General features: G+C 61.7%; 17 protein-coding genes. 9 read left to right on the top strand and 8 right to left on the bottom strand.

Annotated features, from left to right (window positions below; translation table 11 throughout):
• Positions 1-70: 70 nt before the first annotated feature.
• Positions 71-490 carry a hypothetical protein gene (locus tag AC0QKW_RS25605; protein WP_473153952.1) on the bottom strand — a complete coding sequence of 140 codons (420 nt, stop codon included), beginning with the start codon at positions 488-490 and terminating at the stop codon, positions 71-73.
• An 832-nt stretch (positions 491-1322) separates the two neighbouring features.
• Here AC0QKW_RS25605 and AC0QKW_RS25600 point away from each other — a divergent pair.
• Entirely contained in the window at positions 1323-4361 is a 3039-nt protein-coding gene (locus AC0QKW_RS25600; protein ID WP_473153951.1) for a hypothetical protein, read from the top strand.
• 53 nt (positions 4362-4414) lie between these two features.
• Here AC0QKW_RS25600 and lepB read toward each other — a convergent pair whose 3' ends face one another.
• Positions 4415-5044, bottom strand: a complete 630-nt coding sequence (lepB, locus tag AC0QKW_RS25595; RefSeq protein WP_473153950.1) for a signal peptidase I — start codon at positions 5042-5044, stop codon at positions 4415-4417.
• A gap of 124 nt (positions 5045-5168) precedes the next feature.
• Positions 5169-10700 carry a translocation/assembly module TamB domain-containing protein gene (locus AC0QKW_RS25590; protein WP_473153949.1) on the bottom strand — a complete coding sequence of 1844 codons (5532 nt, stop codon included), beginning with the start codon at positions 10698-10700 and terminating at the stop codon, positions 5169-5171.
• A 212-nt stretch (positions 10701-10912) separates the two neighbouring features.
• On the opposite strand from AC0QKW_RS25590, the gene AC0QKW_RS25585 reads away from it, so the two are divergent.
• Both AC0QKW_RS25585 and murQ read left to right on the top strand, forming a co-directional pair.
• Positions 10913-11302: a DUF3110 domain-containing protein gene (locus AC0QKW_RS25585; RefSeq protein ID WP_473153948.1), complete on the top strand. Its 390-nt coding sequence runs from the start codon at positions 10913-10915 to the stop codon at positions 11300-11302.
• Positions 11303-11308: 6 nt separating this feature from the next.
• Complete coding sequence (gene murQ, locus AC0QKW_RS25580; protein ID WP_473153947.1) at positions 11309-12292, top strand: N-acetylmuramic acid 6-phosphate etherase; 984 nt, start codon at positions 11309-11311, stop codon at positions 12290-12292.
• 53 nt (positions 12293-12345) lie between these two features.
• Here murQ and AC0QKW_RS25575 read toward each other — a convergent pair whose 3' ends face one another.
• Positions 12346-12915 (bottom strand): pentapeptide repeat-containing protein, encoded by a 570-nt coding sequence (locus AC0QKW_RS25575; protein ID WP_473153946.1) that lies wholly within the window; start codon positions 12913-12915, stop codon positions 12346-12348.
• A 293-nt stretch (positions 12916-13208) separates the two neighbouring features.
• On the opposite strand from AC0QKW_RS25575, the gene AC0QKW_RS25570 reads away from it, so the two are divergent.
• Positions 13209-14162 carry a hypothetical protein gene (locus AC0QKW_RS25570; RefSeq protein WP_473153945.1) on the top strand — a complete coding sequence of 318 codons (954 nt, stop codon included), beginning with the start codon at positions 13209-13211 and terminating at the stop codon, positions 14160-14162.
• A gap of 65 nt (positions 14163-14227) precedes the next feature.
• Here the strand turns inward: AC0QKW_RS25570 and AC0QKW_RS25565 are convergent, their stop codons facing one another.
• Positions 14228-14959, bottom strand: coding sequence for a rhomboid family intramembrane serine protease (locus AC0QKW_RS25565; protein WP_473153944.1), 732 nt, complete (start codon positions 14957-14959; stop codon positions 14228-14230).
• Positions 14960-15186: 227 nt separating this feature from the next.
• Between AC0QKW_RS25565 and AC0QKW_RS25560 the strand changes: the two genes are divergently transcribed.
• Positions 15187-16500, top strand: a complete 1314-nt coding sequence (locus AC0QKW_RS25560) for a hypothetical protein (RefSeq protein WP_473153943.1) — start codon at positions 15187-15189, stop codon at positions 16498-16500.
• Between the two features lie 7 nt (positions 16501-16507).
• Here AC0QKW_RS25560 and glmM read toward each other — a convergent pair whose 3' ends face one another.
• Entirely contained in the window at positions 16508-17971 is a 1464-nt protein-coding gene (glmM, locus tag AC0QKW_RS25555) for a phosphoglucosamine mutase (RefSeq protein WP_473153942.1), read from the bottom strand.
• 55 nt (positions 17972-18026) lie between these two features.
• Here glmM and AC0QKW_RS25550 point away from each other — a divergent pair, with 55 nt between their 5' ends.
• The 4 genes from AC0QKW_RS25550 (at position 18027) to cphA (ending at position 23985) form a co-directional block, all read left to right on the top strand.
• Positions 18027-18587, top strand: coding sequence for a DUF309 domain-containing protein (locus AC0QKW_RS25550; protein ID WP_473153941.1), 561 nt, complete (start codon positions 18027-18029; stop codon positions 18585-18587).
• 409 nt (positions 18588-18996) lie between these two features.
• On the top strand, positions 18997-20163 hold the full coding sequence (locus AC0QKW_RS25545; protein WP_473153940.1) for a cysteine desulfurase family protein: 1167 nt from the start codon (positions 18997-18999) through the stop codon (positions 20161-20163).
• Positions 20164-20206: 43 nt separating this feature from the next.
• The gene (locus tag AC0QKW_RS25540) at positions 20207-20926 is read left to right on the top strand and encodes a DUF1995 family protein (RefSeq protein ID WP_473153939.1); all 720 of its coding nucleotides are present in this window, start codon (positions 20207-20209) and stop codon (positions 20924-20926) included.
• Between the two features lie 371 nt (positions 20927-21297).
• The gene (gene cphA, locus AC0QKW_RS25535; protein ID WP_473153938.1) at positions 21298-23985 is read left to right on the top strand and encodes a cyanophycin synthetase; all 2688 of its coding nucleotides are present in this window, start codon (positions 21298-21300) and stop codon (positions 23983-23985) included.
• A 44-nt stretch (positions 23986-24029) separates the two neighbouring features.
• Here the strand turns inward: cphA and AC0QKW_RS25530 are convergent, their stop codons facing one another.
• Positions 24030-24482, bottom strand: a complete 453-nt coding sequence (locus tag AC0QKW_RS25530; RefSeq protein ID WP_473153937.1) for a hypothetical protein — start codon at positions 24480-24482, stop codon at positions 24030-24032.
• Positions 24475-25170 carry a DUF5671 domain-containing protein gene (locus AC0QKW_RS25525; RefSeq protein WP_473153936.1) on the bottom strand — a complete coding sequence of 232 codons (696 nt, stop codon included), beginning with the start codon at positions 25168-25170 and terminating at the stop codon, positions 24475-24477. The genes AC0QKW_RS25530 and AC0QKW_RS25525 overlap by 8 nt, the downstream gene beginning before the upstream one ends.
• Between the last annotated feature and the right edge of the window lie 173 nt (positions 25171-25343).

The raw sequence follows: 25343 nt of genomic DNA, 5'->3' as shown, positions 1-25343 counted from the left end.
ACTCAGCCTATACATTTAGTCTTGGCAGACCACTCGAACAACGGGCGTGTCTCAGAGAAAATGGCCGGTGCTACTGCTGATTACAGGGCCACGACGTAATTTTGCTGGCATCGACCCAGCCAACGAGGCGATTAGTCGTAAAGCTGCTGCCAGGCAAGAAGACCTGAGCGACAGTAGGAATGGTGTCATCACCGTCCCCCCGAAGTACTCCAGTCAAACGCATGGTCGTGCCTGCGCGAATGGTGCCGATGCGGGTGGATGGGTTTTTGTCGAGGTCAGTGTTGTCATACACGGCGACTGAGCCGTTGGCAGGTATAACTCGTCGGCATTCACCAATATAGGCTTGTACCTCAGAGAGATCGTCGTGGGATGTCAACGGGTTTCTAGCGGCTAGAACCGCAAAGAGCGGAGAAAATCCTGTAGCGGCCAGAAAACCGGCAAGACAGCCTGCCGCCAAGTAGCTCGATTGCCTGGTGAAAGAAAGTTTCATGATTTACCTCAGTGTCAACCCTTGGCAGATGGAAAAAGTTCTCCAAATACCTGAAATGTCTAGAGAATTTCTTTGCTTTTAGGGAACAAACACTATGTTAATAATACATATTTTCTCTCTAGACAAAACCGTATTAGGCTCAGGAAGCGTTAATTTTTGAATCTTATGCCGGTGCGATCGCTTTTTAAGCTCTCAATACTTAAGAGTCGTCTTTGGCATCAAAATTCAAGGGACTACTTCTAGCTGCCACTGTCGTTACTGAATAAGGGCAGCAGAAGTTTGCTGTATTGATGTAACTTCAATCTTTAAGGCAAGGCTTCCCGCTTCATGCTTCAAGATTGGCGCTAACGGCCATAATCCAGTCTGGGCAAGAGTATAGCGACTTGAGCATGTCTCCTTAGAGCAAGCTATTCAGCATGGCTGAGGCTAAGCTCGCACCATACTTTCCTTAGCAAAACCAGGCTGCCGATGTAGACAGGTCATAACAAATAGGACTGCTATTTAGATTTACCTAGCAACAGTTCAAATAACTTTACGGAATTTCAAAGAGGTTATTGATACCCTTGTCGGCTGATCTTCCTGTGTCAGTTCTATGTCCCTTGCCTACCGTAATATTCCTCGCCGGCGATCGCTTAGACCGATCAAACTAATAAAGCAGGTTGCTATACCGGGAGCATTGGCTGGATTTGTACTAGGCAGCGTACTGGTTTTTCAATATGTTCACGGTAGGGTAGAACAGGCGATCGCAACAACTTTGAATCGATCGCTTCATCTGGGGCATTGGCGCGGCCTTTCGCATCGGGGGTTATGGTTGGGGCGCACCCACCTGCCCATGGCCGACGGTGAGAGCCTGGCAGGGCAGGTCGAGGCCGTGGTGGTGGGGTTAGACTGGTCGGCTCTGCGGCAGCGGCAGGGCCTGCGGGCGACGGTAACGCTGGTGCAGCCCGATTTTTGGGTAGCCCTTCCCAGCCCAGAGGATAGCCTGCTGACCGGAGACGATGGGCTGAGGGATGGACTGGCCTTCCCCCCCGCCCTCACCGCCCTCTCGACTCTTCAGATCGAAGACGGCAGCTTGACCCTGCGGCCCCGTCTCGCTGAGGACGGCACGATTCGCCCTGGCATTGTCCTAGCTGGGCTCCAGGCCCAGCTGCATCGCCCGACAGGCCAGGCTCCTCTCGCCCTAGATCTGACCGGGCAGATCCAGCAGGGGCGTTTTCAACTCAGCGGCGTGGTGGACTGGGAGGGGCGATCGCTACAGGTCAAGACCCACACCCAGCGCCTTCCCCTAGCCGCATTTAACCCGGTGTTGCCCACCACGATGGCGATCGCGGCGGGCAGTCTTGACAGCGCCCTGACCCTGAGTGCCCCGTTGACCAGCTTGCTGTCGCCCACTGACTGGCAGCTAACGGGGACGGCCATGGTGCGCGACGGCCAGGGGCAGATCAACCAGCTGTCAAAGCCCATTGACCACCTCCAGGGCACTCTCACCTTTGGCGGGCAGCGGGTGAGCCTGACCGACAGTCAGCTGCGCGTTGGCCCCCTGGCGATCGCGGCGACTGGCCGCTTCGATCGCCAAACCGGCTACGACTTTACCGCCCAGGTGGCCCCTATAGCCGGGGCCGATCTAAAGGCGCTGCTGGGCGATCGCATTCCCGTAGACCCGGCTCAGCCGTGGCAGGGTATGGCCCGCATCACCGGCTCAAACCGCGAGGCAATGGTAGATCTACAGCCCAACCCAGCCCTGGCCCCGCCGGGGCACCTGGTGGTGGATCTGGGTCTGCTGGCCTTGACCCTGGGACTGCAAGCTCAGGGGTTGCCCCCCCGCGACTGGGTTGGCCCGATCGAGGGGGCCACCTACCGGTTTGGCGGCGACGGGGCTTGGATCACCCTCACCGACGGCACCGTGGTGCCCCCCCTGTCGGAGGGGGCTTACTACAGCGCTCGCGCCCATCTGGGCACAGCCCTAGACCGCAAGTTTTTCTGGTTTTTGCAGACTAACCCTTACGTCACTGCGATCGCTGCCGATTTGGCCCAGGGCAAGCTCGCCTCCTACCGCCAGGGCGATCGCTTCAACACCGATCGCTTTTTTCGAGACTACTTTGCCCCGGTCTATGCCGAGTCGAGTCGGGTGGCGGGGCTAGACCCAGCAGAGTCGCTGTGGATGCTCGACCATTCCCTGCGCACCCTGCACGATCCGCTGCTGCGCCACCCCGACGCTCGCCCGATTACCAGCGGGGCGGGCCGAGTGGGGTCGTTTTGGGCTGACGAACAGCTGCTGTCGATGGTGCAGCTGCTGGCCCGCCCCCTGCTGGCCCAGCCAGGACTGGTGGGGCAGTGGGCGAGATGGGCAGTGCTGAGGCAGCTCGATGCCTCGACCTCGTTAGCCAGTCGGCAGCTGTCGAGCACGCCGGAGCTGATGTCAAAAATTCCCAATGTCACCGTGGGGGCTGAGGAGGGGGCGATCGCCCTGGCTCTGGGTATGGTGCAGATTCAGGGAGAGGGCATCTACCCCGAGCGGCTGCGATCGCTGGCGGTGGCCATTGAGCAAAACGAGCGCGAAAAACAGGCCCTGAGAGCCACAATTACCGAGCGCATGCAGACCCTGTCGGTGGAACATAAATCGGCCCTGGGCTTTGCCCTAATTGGCTTTAGCGATCGCGACTGGGCTGCCGTGGGCATGGGCCAGCGCCTGTTTCCGGGCGGGGCGGCTCACCTGACCGGCGGCAACAGCTTGTCAGTGATGGTCTCGCGTCAGGAGAAGGCGGGCTACAGTCTGGAGCAGGCCTACCAAAACAGCCGCCTGCTGCTGCTGGAGCTGCTGCACGGGTTTGAGGATGCTGAGGGCGATCGCATTGTGTTTGCCCTGCTCAAAGACCATGCCTTTAGCCCCCGCTTTTGGTCGCTGTTGGCGAAAAAAGAGCCCCGGCTCGCGGGGCAGATGGGGGCGATCGCCGCCGACATGACCGTCTACCGCCAGCTGGCCCAACAGGGGGCCGGTCTGCACGAAGCGTTCTACGCCGCCCTGATCACCGCTGGAGAAGATATCGGCGTCAGCGCCGCCATCAAGCAGGCAGTAGGGTTTCAGGCCCATCTGGCCGGGTTGATCGATCAGGCCTTTTCCCCAACCAACCCCGGCGACCCTCGGTACCAAACCTTTCGGCGCAGCCTGGCCATCTACCTGCGCGAAGCGCCCGATATCTCGGTCTACGGCGGCACCGAGGCATCGCTGCGGGCCTACGCTCAGGAGACCCTCAACGTGCAGGAGCTGATCGCCGTGGATGTCGCCGATGCGCCCCGCCTGCGCGCCCTCGAACGGCTCTACCGATCGGCCCTGACCCACGGGCTGATCACCGAGTGGGATGTGCCCGGCTTTCAGCGCATTTTGCTGACTGGGGCACTGCTGGCGGCGGGGGTAGAGCGGGCTCAGCTGCCTAGTTCGCTTCAGGGGGTAGGCTTTCCCAGCGATCAGTTCCGCCGCGACCTGCTGTTTGCGGTCGGGGTTGAGGGCGTACACCTCGAAGCAACGCGGCTGGGGGTGCAGGCCCACGACTATCGGGTTGGCTTTCAGCCGGTGGCGCTGCCGAGTCGGCGATCGCCTGCGCTCAATGGGGCCGACCCGGCTAGCTGCCCCAACCAAAACTACTTTCGAGCGATCGCCCTGGGGGCCGCCACCGCCTTTGTTTGGGACGATGCCACCCAGCGAGTGGTGCTGCGCCGGGGCAGCACCCGCTGCCCCCTGCCCGACAGCTGGGGCGAGCTATTTTTCCCAGCCCTGTTAGAAACCGTGCCGATTGTGCACTCTGAGGCGGGTCGCGACTACCTACAAACCAAGCTCCAGGAAGCAAAACGGCTAGAGGCAGGCATTTTCTAGCCGGGTACCAGGGCTAAACCCTGCCCTTGCATAAAACAGGACAAAAACCGGCCCTAGCGCACAGGGCCAAAGCGATCGAGGGGCCAAAACCGCCAGCGGGCGCGACCGATGATATTGCCCTGGGGCAGCCCACCCCACACATGGGAGTCGTTGCTGTCGTTGCGGTTGTCGCCCATGACAAACACCTGGCCCTCGGGCACCAGCACCGGGTTCATGGCGTAGGCGGGTGGCTCTAAAATATAGGGCTCTTCCAGGGGCGCGCCGTCGACCACTACCTGGCCCTGGCGCACCTGCACCACCTGGCCGGGCACGCCAATTACCCGCTTAATGAAAGCCTGGCCCGATTCGTAGCCCAGCTGGGTGAGCTGGGGCGGCGGCGCGAAGACGATGACATCGCCCCGCTGGGGCGACTGCCAACGGTAGCTGACCTTTTCTACCAGCAGGCGATCGCCAATATACAGGGTCGGATCCATCGAATTGGAGGGAATGTAGCGGGGCTCAGCGATGAAGACCCGCACGGTGAGGGCGACGATCAGGGCGATCGCCAGCACCCGCAGATTGCCCTGCTGATCAGCCCACAGCGATCGCCACCCCGCCTTAGTCCCCGCCGAGGCCGGGGACTCCCCAACCTCAGCAGGAGCGGGGGATGGAGACTGGGAAGGCTGAGATAACTTTGGATCCATAGAATTAGGCAGTTGGGTATCTGGTAGGAGTCAGGGCTGAGAAATCACTGCCTTTAACCTTACCCGATCGAGGCAGACGCCCCCAGTCCTGGCGATGCCGCCGCAATTCCCCAGACACAACACCCTAGAAGCCAAATTCCAAAACGGCCCCGGTGTTTTCGTTGAACTGCTCATAGCTGGTGACCGCCCGCAGGGTGAACTGGTCGTTGATGCGGTAGCGCACGCTAAACAACGCCGGGGTGACGTTGGTAAACACTTTCTGCACCGACACCGAGATATTGGGCGACAGATTGAACCCCACCTCACCGCCAATGTCAATGGCATTGCCCTGCTGCCCCCCTGGTGGCGAAGCCGAAAACAGCCTCAACTCGGTGCGATCGAGGCCGTTGCCCAGCAGGTTTTGCAGGTTGTTAATCAGGGCTGACCCGGCAAAGGCCAGCAGCCCCTGAAAACCATCGCCGCCGCCAGATACGCTGCCCACAGTAGACTCTAGAGCAGCGAGAAAGCCACCGCTGACTAGGGCAATAATTTCGCTATCCGATCGCGGCGGCGTGCTCGACAGCTCCACATCCTGGAGATTCACCACGCGGCTAGCCCGACCATTGACGCTGGCTCGAATACGCACGGTTTGCACCCCGCCCTGGGTCAGCCCCAGTTGGTCAATCACGGAAGCACTGATCTCATTGCGCGGAAAGGGCGTCGCCACCGCCAGGGTATTGCCCGCCGCCGCGCTGTCGGGCACGATCGCCGACAGGGTGGCCACCAGCAAGGGGTCGATTACCTCATCGAGATCGCTGAACTCAGCGTAGTTTTCGTTACCCGTGAGCCGAAACTCGGTGGTCAGCAAATTAATGCGCCCCGAGGGCAGATTGATACGACCATCGGGCTTGACCGCTGGCACCGTCCCCCGCAGATTGAGGCTGCCCTCAGCCCGCACATCGACGATGCCAGGAATGGCCAGACGAACGTTGTCTGCCAGCACCAGCTTAAAGTCGTTGAGGTCGAGGGGGTTGGGGCTATAGTCGCCCGTCTCTGGGGTAGGGGTAAAGGCAGCCGTGGTCGTGCCGTCTCTTTCGGGGGTTTCTGGCAGCGTCAGCAATCCATCCGACAGCTGAATAGCCCCATCGATGGTCAGGGGCGGCTCAAAAAAGACGCTGCCATCGGCCACCAAATTGCCGTTGACCTGGCCCCGGTAGGTACCCGCAGGGCTGCGCAAGTCGAGGGCAATGTTGTCAAGGCTAAGCCTAAAGCGATCGTCTTGGGGAGGAGAAGTGCCCTCCCCAAGCTCACCGTCAGCGTCGTCATTGGGCTCACCGTTGAGCCAGGGGGTGCTGCTGGGCAAAAACGGCGCGAGCAGCCGCAGTTTGCCCTCAGCCACGACCTCACCGTCGCTAAAGTCGCCACGCAGATCTTGAAAATCAAGCACCAGACCACTGTTGACCACCGTGCGATCGCCCACGGCAAAGTCTAGGTCTGCCACCTCGACCACGCCCCGCAGGTTGGTCAGCGGCTCGGGCAGGCTGCGAGCGCTGATAGTTACCCCCTCTAGGTTGGCAGCCCCGGTCACCGCCAGGGTAGAAACCGCTACCAGGGGCGAGGTATTTTGGGGCCACCGCCCCCGAACCGCCAGATCGAGGCTAGCCGGGCCAGACTCCCAGGCAATGCTCTGGGTAAATAGGTTGACCAAAGCAAAGCCCTCATCCCGCAGGCGCAGGTCGACATTGACCGTGTCGGTAGCTGGGGTTTGGGCGACGCCGGGCAAGATCAGGGGCACGCTGGCCACCAGCACCAGGGGATCGATCTGCTCCTGAATGGCCATGCGGCCCAGCAAATTGAGCCGGGCCTCTTGATAGCCAAAGCTGGCCGCCGCCAGGTCGATAGGGCGACGGTTGATGGTGGCCTCATTCACCGCCAGCTGACCGCGCACCTGAGGCTCGGCCCGGTTGCCGGTGAGGGTGGCCCCAATGTTGATGAGACCGTCGAGGTTGTCGGGCAGCCGCAGGGGCTGGCGGATCGCATTCATCGGCACATCGCTGACCTCAAGGCGCAGGGTGCGCGCTACAGAGTCATCGGGGTTGAGGCTAAACTCGCCGTTGAGGGTGGCCAGGGCCACACCGGCTTCAGTAGTGGACGAAAATTGAGAGAAGTCCGATCGCAGGCTGACCGGGTTGAGCTGGAGCACCGCATCTTGGTAGCTGCCCTGGGCAATGACCTCGTCGATGCGATAGCTATAGCTGTTAGCCTGGCGGGTCGGGTCGCCCCAGCGCCAGTTGTCTCCGGCCAGGTCAAAGGCAATGGCCAGCTCGCTAGAAAGGGGGCCGTTGGCGGTTACCCGACCCGAAAAACTGCCTTCAAACTCCTCCAGGGGTGGGAAGGCGGCGGTATCGGCTTGGGCCGCCAGCAAATCTTGCAGTTCGAGGACTTCGGCCAGGCGGCGCAGCTGGTCGAGCAGACTAGCATTGCGATCGCCCACCTGACTCACCTGCTCTAGAGAGGTCAGGTCTACTTCCCCACTGGGGAACCACGGCGGCGGCTGAAGTAAGTTGGCGCGAAAATCGGCCCGTTCAAAAATCAGCAGGGTTTTGAGAATGTCTTGAATCTGGCCATTTTCGACGGCCAGTTCGCCATTGAGCTGGGGCTCAGCGCCCAGGGTATAGGTACCACTGGCCAGGTAGCGACTCAGCCCCGAGGCCGACTCTAGGGCGACGCCCACCAGCCCCACCACTCCGTCGGCGTAGGTCACCGTGCCCTGCAGCTGGCCGTAGCGAGTTTCCATGGCAATGGGGCGATCGGGAGGCACCGCACCATCCAGCGGGGGAGTCAGGGTCGTGGTGTCAGCGGCGGCGGGTAGAGTAGCCGTCGGCAAACTCAGATACCCCAGGCCCGGATCTTCAATATCAAAGGTAGCTCTCAGGGTCGGCTGGCGCAGGTTGGCGACGACGGTGGCCGAGGTGACGGTGCCGCTGACGGTGCCGAGACCCTGCAAGCCGCTCTGGGGCAGGGTGAGACCTTGCAGCGGTAGGTTGCGGATGGTGGCCGTCAGATCGTCTCCCCGCAGGGAACCGGTGGCCAAAGCACTGGGCCGCCGGACATCGCCAAAATCGCTGACTACCTCGAAATCGAGATCGCGGCTGCCCCCGGCGGTCTCCACGTAGATGCGGTTGTCGCCACTGCCGGTGAGATCGACCGCTAGCGCCCCACCCTGGGCAAAGGTGACCGGGCCGCTGAGGGGCGAGGCAAAGGCCAAACCGCCCGCATTAAATTCCACTAGGGAGGCGTTGCCGTTGAGAGCGAGGGCACCGGGCTGCCCCCGCAGGCGACCATTAAAGAAAGCTAGCCCTGTCAAGGGGATGATCTCTGGCACCGGTAGCGCCGCCAGACTAAACCCATCCACGTTGAGGTTGAGGTCGAGATTGGCGATCGCCAGCCCCCCTGGGCCACCGAAGCTGGGCGTGACAAAGCCGTCGGCCTGCACACCGGCAGTGGTGGCACGCCGCACCAGCACCGACTGGCCATTCCAGGCTAGATCGGCGGTCAAGGGCGATCGCACCTGAGCCAGTTGCGGAGCGCGCCCAGCAGCGGTAGCTAATCCGTCAGACAGCACGGCCTGCCCTTCTCCTCGAATGCCCGCCAGGGTGAGATCGTCGGTGGTGCCTGTGAAGCGAAACTGGCCGCCAGCACTGCCCTGGAGATCGGGGGCAAAGGCCCGCAGTTGCAGGTCTTGCCCCCGCACATCAGCGTTCCACTGTCCCCCGTTAAGGGTGCCCCGGCCAGTGACCAGCCCCCCCGCCACCTGGGCCTGGGCCACGCCGCGCCCCTCGACCCCGCCTAGACCAGTGCCATCGAGTTGACCGGCAAACTGGGCCTCACCGTTGACCACCCCGCCTGCGGTAGCACCCAGCCGATCGAGCTGTAGCCCCACGGCTCGGGCGGTACCTTGCCAGCGGCGATCGCCCAGGGTCAGGGTACCGTCGCCGACCACAGTGCCCCCGGCCACCTGCACAAACGTATCGGTAAAGCGCAGGGCGTTGTCGGCCAGGGCAATGGTGCCCTGGGCCGGATAGGTGCCCATGGGGGCGCGCCAGCGGGCACTGCCGGTCAGCTGCCCCAGCGGGCCGTCGATAGCAACCTCGGTAGATACTGGCCCCAGTGCCAGGGTCTCGGGCAGGCCGTAGGGACGACCCAGAGCATCGGCAGGCAGTTGGTCACCGCGCAGCGACAGCGACAGCTGCCCCGGTTGGCCCAAGCTCAGCAGACCACTGCCGGCGATCGCTCCTCCGGCCTGGGGCAGCACCTGCACCCGGTCAATGGCTAGGTTGCGCCCGCGCAGCGTCGTGTTGGCTTCAACAGTGGCAAAGGCTACTCGATCGACCGTCACCGGCCCCTGGGAAATCAGGTCGGTAGCGATGATGGGCCGATTCAACGGCCCAGTCATGGTGACATTGGCTAAAAAGCTACCCGCCGTGGCTACCGGCAGCGCCACATCAAACAGCTCAGTCACCTGGGCAATGGTAAACGGCTTGACCTGGCCGCTGAAGTCATAGCCGGTGTCAAGGTCTAGGGTGCCGCCCGCCTCGGCGGTCAGCGCCCCAAGGCGAGCCGTAACCGCCTCAAACTCAATTGCCCGGCCCTGAAACCGCACGTCACCCTGAAGGTCTTCGAGGGGTTCGGGAAGCCCCTGGGTAATCAGCGAGGCCTCGTCAACGCGGGCGGTGCCCACAATGCGGGTGGGCACCCCACGGCCACTTTCAATATCAACCTGGCCGCTCACCACGCCCGTAGGAAACTGCACCGGCAGCGGACTGGGCAAGAAGGAGTCGACTAGGGGCAGGATGTCAGTGGCTCTGGCCGCCTCGGTGCGCAGATTAATGTTAGCTCTCAAGCCAGGCCCAGGCACCTCAGTGGCATCGGCACTGGCGCTGGGGGCATCTTGAGGCGGCGGCAACAGCACCGCCCCTTTGAGCTTGAGGCTGCCCCCCTGAATGGAGCTGCCGCTCAGGCTGAGGTCAAGCTGCTGGGCTTCTAGGGGTGCCTCTGGGGCCTCTGATACCTCAACCAGGGCATCGCTGAACTGGAGCTGCCCCTGAAGATCGGCGATCGCCACCTGCACTGGCTCTAGAGCCCCTTCCACGTAGGGCACCATGGTGAGCTGCCCATCGGTAACATAGATGGCGGCAATCCTAGCATCCACAAACGGGTCGCGATCCCGATCGCGATCGGGCAGGTCAATGTCTAGATCAAACCACTGCCGGTCGGCGTTTTGCTCTACGTAGAGGTTGCCCTGTTCGAGGGTGAGGCTGATCGGCAGTTCTCGTCGCCACAGATCTAGCAGACTAAAACGCACCTCGATCGCCTCTAGCGATAGCGTGTCTGGGTCTGTCGGCGTGGGCGGAATTGTCGACGGCCCCAGGCGTACCCCAGACAGACCGACTCGCTCCACCGGCCCTAGCTCTACCGGGCGGCTTAAGGTTTCAGACAGCTGTGCCGACAGCCAAGGGGCAAGGTGATTGCGGCTCCAAACCCAGCCGCCGAGAGCCACCGCTCCGCCCAGCACCAGCCCAGTACCCACCACCAGGCCAGCCGCCAGCCAGCGACGACTGCTGCCACTCCCCGGCTCTAGCTCTTCAGAAGGCTCTGGCTCTTGAGAAGGGGTCATACCCGTTTACCCACCGCTGAACACCAAACAATAGTAATGAACTCCCCCGTTTCTGCATACCACCTGCAAAGAAGCGATTTATTTTTTGCCGGTGGCGGATGGCTGCTCTGAGAGTATCGGTTACTTGACGATGACTGGCTGTAGTTTGTTCGCCCCAGGGTGGAAGTTGCCCGGTAGAGTAGACAGGTAGCGCTATTTACTGAGAATTGGCCATGGTGGTGTACGTGCTGCTATTTAATGCCCGCACCGAAAACGAAGGCATTCACACCCTGCACCTAGAGGGGCAAGACATCGTGCTGATGTTTGAGCACGAAGACGACGCGGTTCGCTACGCCCTGATGCTCGAAGCCCAAGACTTTCCTGAGGCCACGGCAGAGGGCATGGATCAGACCGAGATCGAAGAATTTTGCGAGTCTGCGGGCTACGGCTACCGGCTCGTCCCCGAGGGAGCGCTGGCGGTGCCCCCGGAGCAAAGCCTGGAACAAACTACCTGGGATCCTGACCAGCCTGCTCCAGAGGGTAGAGACGCCTCAGTGGCCAACAATGGGTTTTCCCAGGCGGAGCTCGATCGCATGCGCCAGCAGTTTGAGAAATTGCTCTAGATCACTATGCCTACCCCCCTTGACCCCGCCGATCGCGGCCACCTGCTGACCGAGCAGGCCAACCCCCGCAGCGCCCAGCTCGATCAGCTCAGCGCCCTTGAGCTAGTCGATCTGTTTAACCAAGAAGACCAGCGCACCCTGGCAGCGATCGCCGCTGCCCGAGCCCCCCTCGCCGCCGCCATTGAGGCCACCGCTACTGCCCTGCGCCAGGGCGGGCGGCTGTTTTATATCGGGGCTGGCACCAGCGGTCGCCTGGGGGTGCTCGACGCGGCAGAGTGCCCACCGACCTTTTGCACCCCCCCCGATCTGGTGCAGGGCATTCTCGCTGGGGGGGCGAGCGCCCTGGTCAAAAGCTCTGAGGGTTTAGAGGATATTGCTGAAGATGGGGCGGCGGCGATCGCCGATCGCGACCTGCAACCCCAAGATGTGGTGGTGGGCATTACCGCCGGAGGCACGACGCCCTACGTGCGGGGGGCGATCGCCGCCGCCCGCCAGCGCGGCGCCACCACCGTGTTTATCGCCTGTGTCCCCGCCGACCAGGCCCCCATTGAGGTCGACATCGACATTCGCCTGCCCGTGGGGCCAGAGCTGCTAGCGGGTTCCACCCGACTCAAGGCCGGCACCGTCACCAAAATGGCCCTGAATATTCTCTCAACTGGGGTGATGGTGCGCCTGGGCAAGGTCTACGGCAACCGCATGGTCGATGTGGCCGTAACCAATACCAAACTGCGCGATCGCGCCCTGCGCATGCTCGGCGACCTGACCGGCCTCGACCGCGAAGCCGCCGCTACACTGCTCGATCGCAGCCGTCAGCAGGTCAAAGTCGCTCTGATGATGCACCTGGGCCACCTCGACGTGGCAGCTGCCGAGGCGCGTCTAGCCGATCACCAGGGCCACCTGCGCAATGCCCTCGCCGCCGAAGCTCTACCTCTAGCAAGTCAGACCAAATCCGAGTCACAGGACCCCGATTCCCAAAAGGCCGAGCCGTAGGGGCAAACGGTTGTTTGCCCGGCTGAATCGAGGGTAGCCAAGGAGGATTGGTATCAGAATGTCGTAGACGACAGCTCTGGGTAGGGCGGCTCGCTCCCATCCAACCAGGCGCGATCGAGGCAGGCCCCAAACATCTGAGTGAGAGCAAGATTGGCACCGCACAAGTTGGCCCCCGTCAGGTCGGCACCGCGCAAGTCTGCGCCGCGCAAGTCTGCATGGCGCAGATCGGTATAGCTGAGGTTGGCATTCCTCAGGTTGACTTCGTTCAACAAGCCGCCCTGCAGGTTGGCCAACCGCAGATCGCTACAGCGCAGATCGGCCCCGGTCAGAGTCACCCGACTCAGATCGGCGCGAATGAGCACCGTGCGCGCCAGATCGGCCCCGGCCAAATTGGCCCCAGCCAAATTGGCTCGCCACAGGTTGCAGCCGCCCAGCCGTGCCGATGCCAGGTTGGCCCTGGCCAAATGGGCCGATGCCAGATTTGCCTGACTGAGGTCGATGCCGGGCAGCACCAGGTCGGGCATCCAAGCCTCGTGAAAGTCTAGATGGCGAAAGTCGCGCCGACCGCCGGAGTAGAGACCCAACACCTGGGCGATAGTTGTGATTGCAGCCTGAGTATCCATCAGCCCTATTTCACCCACCTATTACCACCCAACTCATACCTAGTCACCACACCCAAGTCAGCGCAACAGCTAAATTCAAAAACCTGTCGCTCACCGCAAAATTATTGCTTTATGTTGCGAACTTGTAAACAAATGTAACAACTTCTCATGCCGGTGACAACGTCGTGAAGCCATCGGAGCCATCTTGACCGCTAGAATTTTTGAAGTTTCCCGCCCGATTGGGATACAGTTCAGAGGCAGCTCGGCCATAGAACAGCTCGGCCATAGCGCAGTTCGACCATAGAGGGGTCGCCATGTTTTTTCGCCGTCGGTCTAGGGCATCGGGTTCGCGATCGCGCCAGGGGGGCACCCCCTCCAGCCTGCGGCCTCTCCTGCATGTGCTGGGGCCAGAGCAGCATGCCAAAGACTTTAAAGACCCCATTGAGTACAGCTTTCGCGATGCCGATGTGGTGATCTCGCGGGCCGAGCTCGATCTACGCCGGGCTGTCCAGGGGCTGATGGTGCACACCGGCTCGATGGTCAACTCCCTAGAGCTGCTGGCGGCCCTCCAGTTGCCCAGCCATACCGCCGCGCTGATTTGGGCGTCCCGGCTGCTGCTCAAAGAAGCTCTGATAGGCGATCTCTACGCCGACAATGCCGTACGCCGCACCAACCACGATGCCCGCCTGCTCTACCAGGCCATTGCCCAAATCGACCTCGACCCCTGGTACCGCACCATCGTCGAAACGGCCTCGATCACAGCTCTGCCGCCGGGGCGGCAATTTTTGCCGGGCCATCCGGTGGCAGGGCGCTACTATCGCCAGCACCCCCTGCCGGAGCGATCGCAGGTCTACCTGCCCGTAGCCACCTACTTTGCCGATCTCTTCTACGAACGCCGACAGGATCTGATTCGCCTGTTGGTCAACTTGGGAGCCACTCGCATTCAGTTTGAGTCTCTGGCCCAGCCCGGTGCCTGCGAGGTGCTCACCTACCCGCCCAGCCCGGCGATCGGGGGCATCAACCCCGCCGACTACCCCTGGCTGAGCTACGAACCCCAATGGCAGCGGCTAGCCAGCGATCGCCTCAACCATCGCCCCCCCACCCTCAGTTTTGACCTCACCATTGACGTCAACAACCTGATTGCGGCCCAGGTCGCCGCCCTAAAAAACCTGATGGCCCAGCTCGACTCGGTCAAAGTGGTGCACAACGACCAGGTCGATCGCGATTTTTTGCAGCCCCAGCGAGTAACGGCGGTGTTTGGGGAGTGAGGAAAGTGTTGAGCTTTAAGGTTTGAATCAAACGGGAAATTCAAAACTAAGCCATCACAACGCTCCTACTCTATCCCTGCACTCTCGGCGGCAATCTCTGTGTCTGACTGGCTAAACAGCCCAAACATCGGCCCTACCAGGGCCCCAATGGCAAACCCCCCGGCGTGGGCCCAATAGGCAATGCCGCCGCTCTCCATGCCGATCATGGCCGGGGCACCGAGGCTGGCGAAACCGTAAAACGCCTGCTGCACAAACCAAATACCCAGATAAAACAGCGCCGGAATTCTCAGCGGAAGGGGAATCGGCCCTAGGGGCACCAGGGTGAGAATGCGCACCTCAGGGAAGCGAAAAATATAGGCCCCCATCACCCCAGCGATCGCCCCACTGGCTCCCAGGGAAGGAATCTCAGACCCCATGGCAAAAAACCACTGGGCCAGGTTGGCCAGCACCCCGCACAGCAGATAAAACACCAAAAACCGCCCGTGGCCCATCTGATCTTCGACATTGTTGCCAAAGATCCAGAGGTAGAGCATGTTGCCCGCCACGTGCAAAAAGCCGCCGTGGAGAAACTGTCCCGTCACCAGAGTGAGCCATTCCTCGGCGTTGGGCACCGACACCCCCGTCGTCAGGCTGGTAGAAAACTCTTCGGGCACCACCGCCCAGGCGTGAAAAAAGGGGGTCAGCTCAGAGGCGGGCAGGCTAAGCTCATAAATAAACAGAGCGATATTCAGCACAATCAGCCCGTAGGTGACATAAGGGGTGCGCTGACCCGGATTGTAGTCTTTTAGGGGTACCACCGATGACCTCTCTAGCACTCAGGCTCAATCAAACAATGCAAAGCACAGACCTACTATCGCAGAGAGCCTCACAATTGCAAATCTTCCCTTTGATCGACCTTGCCACCGCAAAATAAACGGCCTCGGCCCAGGGCTCAATTTCTTAAACTGTAAGCAGGGTTGATGCTCAGGCAACTAGGGTTGCCCCCTGAGTACCCGCTGACCCGCCGCTGCGCTCTGCCATCACCATGTCTCAATGCTTCACCTCCCGCGCGGGGTTGACAACGTTCCTGGGGTTGGGCCTGGTGCTGACCTGCTGCGTCAACCGCCCGACCTCGACCACGGCTACGCCTTCCTATGGCGGTGTCGCCGATGCTGTGCCCCCGGCTGACCCCTGGTATCTAGCCATAGATGAAGCCAGCCAGGCCGCCCAGATGGCTGCCACCGCTACCACCGCCGCTCAGTGGCACCAGGTGGTCGGTGCCTGGGGGCGATCGGTAGCCCTGCTGCAAGATATTGCCCCCGATGACCCCCGTCAGGGGTTTAGCCAGCGCAAGGCGCGGGAGTACCAGCAAAATCTAGCCCAGGCCCAGCAAAGAGCTGAGCAACAGGGTTTGGCCAGGGTGTTTCCAGCCTTGGGCAGCGATGTGTTAGACGAGCAGGTCAGCTTATATCATGCCTACGTGGCCACCCTGGGGCCGCCGGATGTGTTGATTTTAGGCAGCTCCCGCGCCCTCCAGGGGATAGACCCCCAGGTGTTGCAGCAGGCGCTGGCGGTGCAGGGGTTCCCAGGCCTGCGGGTCTACAATTTCAGCGTCAACGGCGCTACGGCCCAGGTGGTGGGCTTTATCACCCGGCAGCTCTTGGCCCCTGACCTGCACCCCCGCCTGATCATCTGGGCCGAAGGCTCACGCGGCTTCAACAGCGGTCGATTTGACCGCACCTTTGCGGAGATTCTTGCTTCGCCTGGCTATGCGATCGTGCAGGAGGGGGCTAGACTCACCTTACCCCCCCCAGAGGCCGATGGGGCTGCCGAAACCCCTGCCGATGGCGAAACCCCTGCCGATGGCGAAACCCCTGCCGATGGCGAAAAAGCTGACTTTGGCACCGTTGCCCTCACCGCAATCAACTCCCAGGGATTTTTGGCCGTCAACGACCAGTTCAACCCCACCGTTTACTACCGCAGCTTTCCTCGGGTGCGCGGACAGTACGACAACGCCTACCGCCCCTTTCGTCTAGAGGGGGTGCAGACCGTCTCCTTCGAGGCCACCACTCAGTTTCTGCAAACCCAAGATATTCCTCTGGTGTTCGTCAATCTGCCCCTCAGCAACGACTACCTAGACAGCGTGCGCCTGGGCTATGAGCGGCAGTTTCAGCAGTTTTTGCAAACCTGGGCCAGCCAAGACCGGCTGATTCTGATCGATCTGCTCGAAGATTGGCGCTGGCGATCGCACCTGTTTGCCGACCCCAGCCACGTCAACCGCTATGGGGCCCGAGAAATTGCCAGTCAGATCGCCGCCGACCGCCGCATTCCTTGGCCCCAAGCTCCAGCCACCGAGTAGGAACCGTCTACACCGCCAGATGCTGGGTGACGGCCTGCACGATGTGCTGAGTCCAGCGATCGACTAAGCCCCCGTCGATCGCCTCTACCATGACGCGAATCACCGGCTCAGTGCCGGAGGGGCGCACCAGCACTCGGCCCTCGCTGCCCATGGCCCGTTCGGCGGCGTCGATGGCGCTGCGAACAGGGGCGCAGTCTTGCCAGTTGAGACGGCGATCGCGATCGACCACCCGCACATTCTGCAATTTCTGGGGATAGGTTGTGAAGCTGTCATCGACCAGGGCAGCCAGGGATCCACCCAGGCTCTGTACCAGGGTGGCCAGGTGCAGGGCGGTGAGAATGCCGTCACCCGTGAGGCTGTAGTGGTGGCAGAGAATGTGGCCCGACTGCTCGCCGCCGAGCTTTGCGCCCCGGCTCACCATTTCGCTGTAGACATGCTGATCGCCCACCTGGGTGCGTACCAGGGTGCCGCCCAGTTTTTCCCAGGCGCGCTCAAAGCCCAGGTTGGCCATCACCGTCGAGATCAGCGTGTGGTTAGGCAGACGGCCCTGTTCTTGCAGACGCTTGCCCCAGAGGTAGAGAATGTAGTCGCCATCGACCACGCGACCCTGAGCATCGACCGCCATGACGCGATCGGCATCGCCGTCGAAGGCAAAGCCCAAGTCGGCATTGTGAGCCTGGATTGCCGCTTTGATCGGCTCCAAATGAGTCGAGCCGCAGTCTACGTTGATGCGATCGCCATCCGGTGCGCTATGCAGGGCAATCACCTCAGCTCCGGCCTCCAAAAATACCTGTTCGGCCAGGCGCGTGGCCGAGCCCCAGGCCAGATCGAGCACAACTTTCATCCCGGCTAGATCGAGGCCGGGCATGAGGGGCTCATGCAAAAAGCTAGCGTAGCGGTTGACCAGCTCAGGCCGGTAGTAGCACTGGCCCCAGCTCCCCGCAGGGCTGCCGGGTAGATGGCCGCGCAGAGCTGCCTCTATATTCGTTTGCACAGCGCTGCTGAGCTTGGTGCCATCGCCGCCAAAAAACTTGATGCCGTTGTCGGCGGGGGGGTTGTGGCTGGCGGAGATCATAATGCCGCCGAGGGCATGGCATGACTCGGCCAGGTAGGCTACGGCGGGGGTGGGGCAGAGACCAATGTGCCAGACATCGATGCCGGCGGCGGTCAGCCCTGCCGACAGAGCGGTGGCCAGCATCGGCCCTGAGGTGCGCGAGTCTTGACCGAGAATCACCGGCCCATCGCTCAGCCCATCGGCCTGCATGACCTGCCCAGCCCAGTAGCCAATTTCCATTGCCAAGGGGGCAGTCAGCAGATCGCCCGCTTTGCCGCGAATACCGTCGGTGCCAAATAGAGGGCCAGCGGGCAGCGACCACCCGCCGAAGCCCGACGACGCCCGCTGGTGGTTAACGATAATACTCTGATGGCCTGCGGGGACAGTGCCCGGCGGCCTCACTGGAGAACTCACCATGTTAATTTTCCTCACACCTCACACTCACAGTGGAGGATAGCACCTCTGCCTTAGGATGGATCTATCCCTTTGGGCCAGTTCTGTCTACACCATGGCCATCAATCTCCCTAACGAAAGTGCTGATCCCCGCCTCGGGGAAGGCATTGATCTCTTTAACCGGGGCGACTACTACGCCTGCCACGACCAGCTCGAAGCGATCTGGATGGAGGCCAACACCTATGACAAGCCTTTCTACCAGGGGATCTTGCAGATTGCGGTGGGGCTCTATCACCTGGGCAACCACAACTGGCAGGGGGCCAGCATTCTTCTGGGCGAGGGGGTCAACCGGCTGCGCCCCTTTGAGCCCGCCTACGAAAATGTGGATGTAGAGCGGCTGGTGGACTGCGGCTGGGCCTGGCTGACGGCCCTGCACCAAACCGGTCGCGATCGCGTGGCTGAGGTGGCGGCGGCCATTCCCCAAGCCCAGGGCGCACCGACCCGTAAATCTGGCCAGGCAGCCGTGGCGATAGCCGGAGTAGATGGCCCCCTGGCGCTACCGACCCTCTATATATATGCACCAGAACTATATTCGCCAGACACGCATCCGCCGGACAAGCCATTGAGCGATCAGGGCTGAGCGCGATCGCTTAGGTGATCTACGTTAGGCGGGCTAGGTGGTAGGTGCTCTAGGTGGATGTTATGTACTGTCCAGCGTGACAGCCATAGCCACGGCAGAACTGTTGAGACATCCTAAATATCCGTCCCTCCGCTGTACTCTTCTCCCCCTGTATTGGTTACCCCTCAGGGTACCGCTCTAGGCGCGGGGGCTACATGCCATTTTGCCCTGCCAGTTCGCCGCCGGGCAGGGGCAAGTTTTCAGGCGCGATAGCGATCGCCCAGCGGTTTTCTTCGGGCAAAACTCTGCCTTGGGTCTTAGATCAGGTTTGACCGACGCCCAGGCCATCCCTGGTAGGATTGGGTTTGGGCTGCTGGAGTTTGCTTCTGGGAGCGCACTGTGTTTTGGTCTTTTTTTGTCAGTGCAAGCTATGCAAATCTATCTAGACTACAGCGCGACTACCCCACCCCGTCCCGAGGCGATCGCCGCCATGCAGGCCGCTATGGGCGAGCAGTGGGGCAACCCCTCTAGTCTGCACCAGTGGGGCAACCGGGCCGCGACGGTGCTAGAGCGGGCGCGATCGCAGGTAGCCAGCCTGATCAACGCCCCCCTCGATGCCCTGGTGTTTACCGCTGGGGGCACCGAGGCCGACAACCTGGCCCTGCTGGGGGTAGCCCAGCGCTACCGACTACCCCAGCACCTGATTATTTCGTCAGTCGAGCACTCGGCGGTAGAAAAACCCGCCCAACAGCTTGAGGCCCAGGGCTGGCAGGTGACCCGGCTGCCGGTCAATGCCCAAGGCCGGGTAAGCCCGAGCGATCTGCGCCTGGCCCTGCGGGACAATACCGTGCTGGTGTCGATTATCTATGGCCAGAGCGAGGTGGGCACCCTGCAACCGGTGGCAGCCCTGGGGCAGATCGCCCGCGACCACGGGGCGCTGTTTCACACCGACGCGGTGCAGGTGGCGGGGCGGCTGCCCCTCGATGTACAGGCTCTGCCGATAGATCTGCTGTCGATGTCGAGCCACAAGATCTATGGCCCCCAGGGGGCAGGGGCGCTGTACCTGCGCCCTGGTGTCGAGCTGCTGCCCCTGCTGGGGGGAGGCGGGCAAGAGTTTGGCCTGCGATCGGGCACCCAGGCGCTGCCCGCCCTGGCCGGGTTTGGCGTCGCTGCGGCCCTAGCCGCAGATGAAATGCCCGCTGAGACCCTGCGGCTGATCGCCCTGCGCGATCGCCTGTTTGACCAGCTCGCCGATGTACCTGGGCTAGAGCCCACGGGCGATCGCCGCCACCGATTGCCCCACCATGTCAGCTTTTGCGTCACCGCTGCCGACGGCGATCGGGTCAGCGGTCGCACCCTGGTACGCGAGATGAACCTGGCAGGCATTGGCATCAGCGCGGGCTCCGCCTGCCACAGCGGTCAGCTCAGCCCCAGCCCGGTGCTCAAGGCGATGGGCTACAGCGATCGCGCCGCCACCTGCGGCATTCGCCTCACCCTGGGCCACCACACCACCGCCGCCGACATCGACTGGACAGCCATGGTGCTGCGCCAAGTGCTCCACCGCACCCTAGCTCCCCTTGCCCTCACCCCCGTCTAGCCTGTCCCCTATTCCCTCCTCCTTTCCCCCTATGGATTCTGCTGTGACCACTGTTCCAGATAGTCTCGAAGCGGCGATCGCCCAAGCCCGCACCGCCACCCAGGCCGCCATCCAAGCCGGGGTGCCGCGCATGGTGGTAGAGCTGGTCTACTCAGAGCTCAAGGGCATGCCCGTAGCCGAGCAGTTTTACCCCGCCCTGCAAGAGCTGGGCCTCACCTTCAAAATCTACTTTCCCGATGCTGGGGCTGCCGCCCTGGCCCGCCGCGACTGGGGCAACCCCGACTTTGTGGTGCGCGGCATTGGCGAACTCCAGGCCGCCATGGCCCCCGAAGACCAGGCCTACCTGTTTGTCGAGCCTTCTTCTGTGGAGGTCAACCAGGTAGAAGAGATGTGCGCTGAGGCGGGCGATCGCTTTGTGATCATGCTCAACCCCAAGCTAGAAGACGTAGCCACCATTGGCATTGGCTATGCCGGGCGACAGCTGCGCGATCGCTTTCTCAGCACCCTAGAGCCAGTGTATTACCTGCGGCCCCGCGATGGAGCTGTGGTACTGCGCTGCTACCCCCACCCCTGGCAGGTGTGGCAGGAGGGCGAAACCGGCTACCAGCTATTAGCCGAAATGCCCGAAAAACCCTCCGGCGAAACCCTCGATCGCCTCTTGATGGGCGAAGCCGCCAGTGCCGACGGTGCCGCCCCCACCCAAGGTAAACGGGGCGGCTTTCTCAGTGAGCTCCAGAGCTTTTTGCGCGCCCTTACCCAGTAGAGACAACTCTTTCTACCGGTGGCCCAGGTTCATCCCTGGAGATACTGTCCTCGACCCTGGGCTAGGGTTATACTGCCTGCATTACTGAATCCTTCCAGGTTAATGTTGGGGCTACGCCTAGAGCTTTATGGATGAATTGTTGGGGTTTCATCACAAACCCAGGGCTTGGGCTTAAATGGTTCAGGCAGCCTCGTAAACTGGGGGACTAAGCCTTTGGGTCAGACCTCTAATTTTTTAGGTCAGCGACCTGCGGACTGTTTTGACGGAGACGGTAAAGTACAGCAAATCGGTATACAGTCTGAACCGTGAGCGATCGCCACTGACCTAGCCCCAAGCTGACATTGTTCCACGACCGGTGAGTCACCTAGCCCATGCGAATTCTTAAGACCCAGACTCTACGAGGGCCAAACTACTGGAGTATTCGATACCCCAACTTAATTTTGATGCGGCTCGATCTTGAAGATCTCGCCGATCGCCCCTCCGACCAAATTCCTGGGTTCTACGAAGCGCTGGCCGAAACTCTGCCCAGCTTAATCGAGCACTTTTGCTCGCCGGGGCACCGGGGCGGATTTCTCAGCCGCGTGCGCCAGGGCACCTACATGGGCCACATCGTTGAGCACGTGGCCCTAGAGTTGCAGACCATGGCGGGCATGCCCGTAGGCTTTGGCCGCACCCGGGGCGCAGCTGAGTCTGGTGTCTACCAGGTGGTGTTTGAGTACCAAAACGAGCAGGCCGGTCGCTACGCGGCCCGCGCAGCGGTGCGTCTGTGCAACAGCCTGGTCGAAACCGGCCACTATTCTAAAGAAGAGCTAGATCAAGACCTGGCCGACCTCACCGAGTTTCGCCTTGACGCCGCCCTCGGCCCCAGCACCGAGGCCATTGTGCGCGGTGCCGAAACCCAAGACATTCCCTGGATGCAGCTCTCTAGCCGAGCGATGATTCAGCTGGGCTATGGCCGCTACCAGCAGCGGGTACAGGCCACCCTGAGCAGCAAGACCAACATTCTCGCCGTAGAGCTGGCCTGCGACAAAGAGGGCACCAAGCAGATTTTGCGCAACGCTGGGGTGCCGGTGCCTCGGGGTACCGTGATCAACTACCTCGACGAGCTGGAGAATGCGATCGAAGATGTGGGCGGCTACCCCATTGTGATCAAGCCCCTAGATGGCAACCACGGGCGCGGCATCACCATCGACATCAACAACTATCAGACCGCCGAAGAGGCCTACGAGGCCGCTAGAGAGGTCTCTAAAGGCGTCATTGTCGAGCGCTTTTATCGCGGCTGTGACCACCGAGTGCTGGTGATCAACGGGCGGGTGATTGCGGTGGCCGAGCGGGTACCCGCCCACGTGGTCGGCGACGGCAAGTCAACCATCGAGCAGCTGATCGAGATCACCAACCAAGACCCCCGCCGGGGCGTGGGCCACGACAACCTGCTCACCCGCATTGAGGTCGATCGCACCACCTGGCAACTGCTCGACCGCAAGGGCTACACCCTTGAGACAGTGCTGCCTGAAGGCGAGATGTGCTACCTGCGGGCCACCGCCAACCTGAGCACGGGCGGCATCGCCATCGATCGCACCGACGACATTCACCCCGACAATATTTGGGTGGCCCAGCGCATTGCCAAAACCATCGGCCTCGACATCGCTGGCATCGACATCGTCACCACCGATATCTCTAAACCCCTGCGCGAGGTGGATGGCGTAGTGGTCGAGGTCAACGCCGCCCCAGGGCTGCGCATGCACGTGTGCCCCAGCGTGGGCATTGCCCGCAACGTGGCCGAGCCAATTCTCTCGATGCTGTTTCCCCCCGGTTCCCCAACCCGCATTCCGGTGCTGGCGATTACCGGCACCAACGGCAAAACCACCACATCTCGCCTAATTGCCCACATCTTTAAGCAGACCGGGCAGATCGTCGGCTTTACCACCACCGACGGCATCTACATCGGCGACAACATGGTCGAGCCTGGCGACACCACCGGCCCCCAGAGCGCCCAGGTAATTTTGCAAGACCCCACAGTGGAAGTGGCGGTGCTAGAGACGGCTCGGGGCGGCATTTTGCGATCGGGCCTGGCCTTTAAAGACTGTGACATCGGCGTGGTGCTAAATGTCGCCGCCGACCACATGGGCCTGGGCGACATCAACACCCTCGAAGACATGGCCCACCTCAAGAGCGTGGTGGCCGAGACCGTGCGACCCAGCGGCTACGCGGTGCTCAATGCCGACGACCCTCTGGTGGCAGCCATGGCCCAAAAGGTCAAGAGCCAGGTGGCCTACTTCTCGATGGATCCCCATAACGAGCTGGTGCGCAAGCATTCCCAGCAGGGGGGGCTGGCGGCGATCTACGAACAGGGCTACCTGTCGATTCTTAAGGGCGACTGGCTGCTGCGCATTGAGCAGGCCGAAAAGGTGCCCCTGACTATGGGCGGCAAGGCTCCTTTCCAGATTGCCAACTGTCTAGCCGCTAGCCTAGCGGCCTTTGCCCAAGGGGTTGACATGGGCTACATTCGCCAGGGGCTGCACACCTTTGAGGCTTCCAGCGACCAGACCCCTGGGCGCATGAACCTGTTTAACCTGGGCCGCTTTAGTGCCCTGGTAGACTATGCCCACAACCCCGCCAGCTACGAGGCCCTGGGTGGCTTTGTGAAAAACTGGCCAGGCCAGCGCATTGGTGTGGTGGGTGGCCCCGGCGATCGCCGCGACGAAGACTTCATCACCCTGGGCAAGCTGGCCGCCCAGATGTTTGACCAGATTGTAGTTAAAGAAGACGACGACACCCGGGGTCGGCAGCGGGGCGACGCCGCCAAGTGGATCGTCCACGGTCTTGAGGAGGTGCCCGGTGCCCCCAGCTACCAAACCATTCTCGATGAGACCGAGGCGATCAACACGGCCCTAGACAATGCCCCCGACGACAGCCTGGTGGTGATTTTGCCAGAGAGCGTGACCAGGGCGATCGCCCTGATCAAGGCCCGCAACCCCATACCCCAGAGCAAGCCGTCGCTCAACGGTGCCGCCTCTGTGCCCCAGCCCACCGATCAGCTGGCTGAGGTGCGCCCCTAGGGGCGAGGCTTTAGCAAGCTGCACTGGCCCCAGGTCAACCGGGCTCAAAGCGCCAGCGCTGGATAGTCTGTCACATCAAACTCAAAGCAGTGCCGCCCTTCAAGGTGCTGCCACCGGGCGGCGTCGGGGTTCGACGGTTGGTTGCCGAGCCGGTGGGTGCTGCTGTCGGTGTCAAAGGTGGCGCACAGCTCAAAGGTGCGATCGCCCAACCGCTCGTACTCGTAGGGCTGGTTGGTTAGCGGGTCGTTGCGCAGTTCGATCGCATCCAGGGTGGTGGGCAGATCAAAGCTGTCGGTGTCGGTCAGGTAGCGCTCGTGGAGCCGCTGGGCAATGCTGGCCACATCCTGCAATCGCTGGCGATCGGCGGCAATCTCTCGCTGCCGCCCCGGCGTGCCCAGCACCCAGAAGCCAGCGGCAATTGCCAACCCTACCGCCGCAGTGGCCACCGCCGCAAAGGCCCGATCAAAGGACTTGCTGCTAAAACGTTTGCTACTCATGGGCCAAATTTAGAACCTTAGGGGCAGGTTTGCGTCGAATCCAGTCGAAGTAGTACCACAGCACCCCACCGTCGAGTACCAGCACCACCAACACCTTGAGTAAAAAGCGTGGCGTCAGCTCGCCGCGCAAAAAGGAGGTCAAAAAGGCAATCACGGCACCGATGGCGATCAGGGCCGCCAGCAGCAAGGTCAGGTAGGTGAGCCACTTGCGTACCCCTGAAAAGTTTTTTTCTCGGTGAGTGGACAGGTCGCGGTTAATCTGCCGCATCAGCCCCAGGTAGACCGGGTAGGCCACCAGCAGCCGGGCGAGGGAAAAGGCCACCTGCCAGGAGGGATCGCCGTAGGAGTTGTAGTCTCGGCTGAGGCTGTCGGGAATCAGGTGGTCGATGAAGATAAAGGCCATTTCCCCCAGGGCTTGAATCCAAATGCCCAGGGTGACAAAGGCCAGCAGATAAAAGAAGGCATCGCGCGCTAGCTCGCTCGAGGCTCCTCGGGGGGTGGGCAGGGGGCGGCCCAGCAGCCCTTCGTAGACTTCAAAAAAGGCCCGCTCGACTTCCCGCGAGGGCCAGCCGTAGTCGCGCAGCAGTTTGCTGATGAATTCGTCTGATGTGCCGCGATCGCGGGCTAGCAGAATAAATTGCACTAGCTCGCTACGGCTGTCGGGGGGTGGGGGGCTGTCTGTACTCATGGCCCTACGGTAATGCGCTAGGAATAAACTGACTATACCTAGACATCCACCTGTTTAACTGGTCGGCAAAGCCAAAACCGGAGGGCGGTTCAACGGCGTATCCATTTGGTGAGGATGCGGATGGGCTGGTGATGGGGATGCAGCCTTCTGCATCATCATGGGTAACCATCATT

The sequence above is a fragment of the Pseudanabaena sp. PCC 9330 genome, from assembly GCF_055795045.1.
The sequence above is the reverse complement of the archived record's forward strand: the minus strand, read 5'-3'. Positions and strand labels throughout refer to the sequence as shown.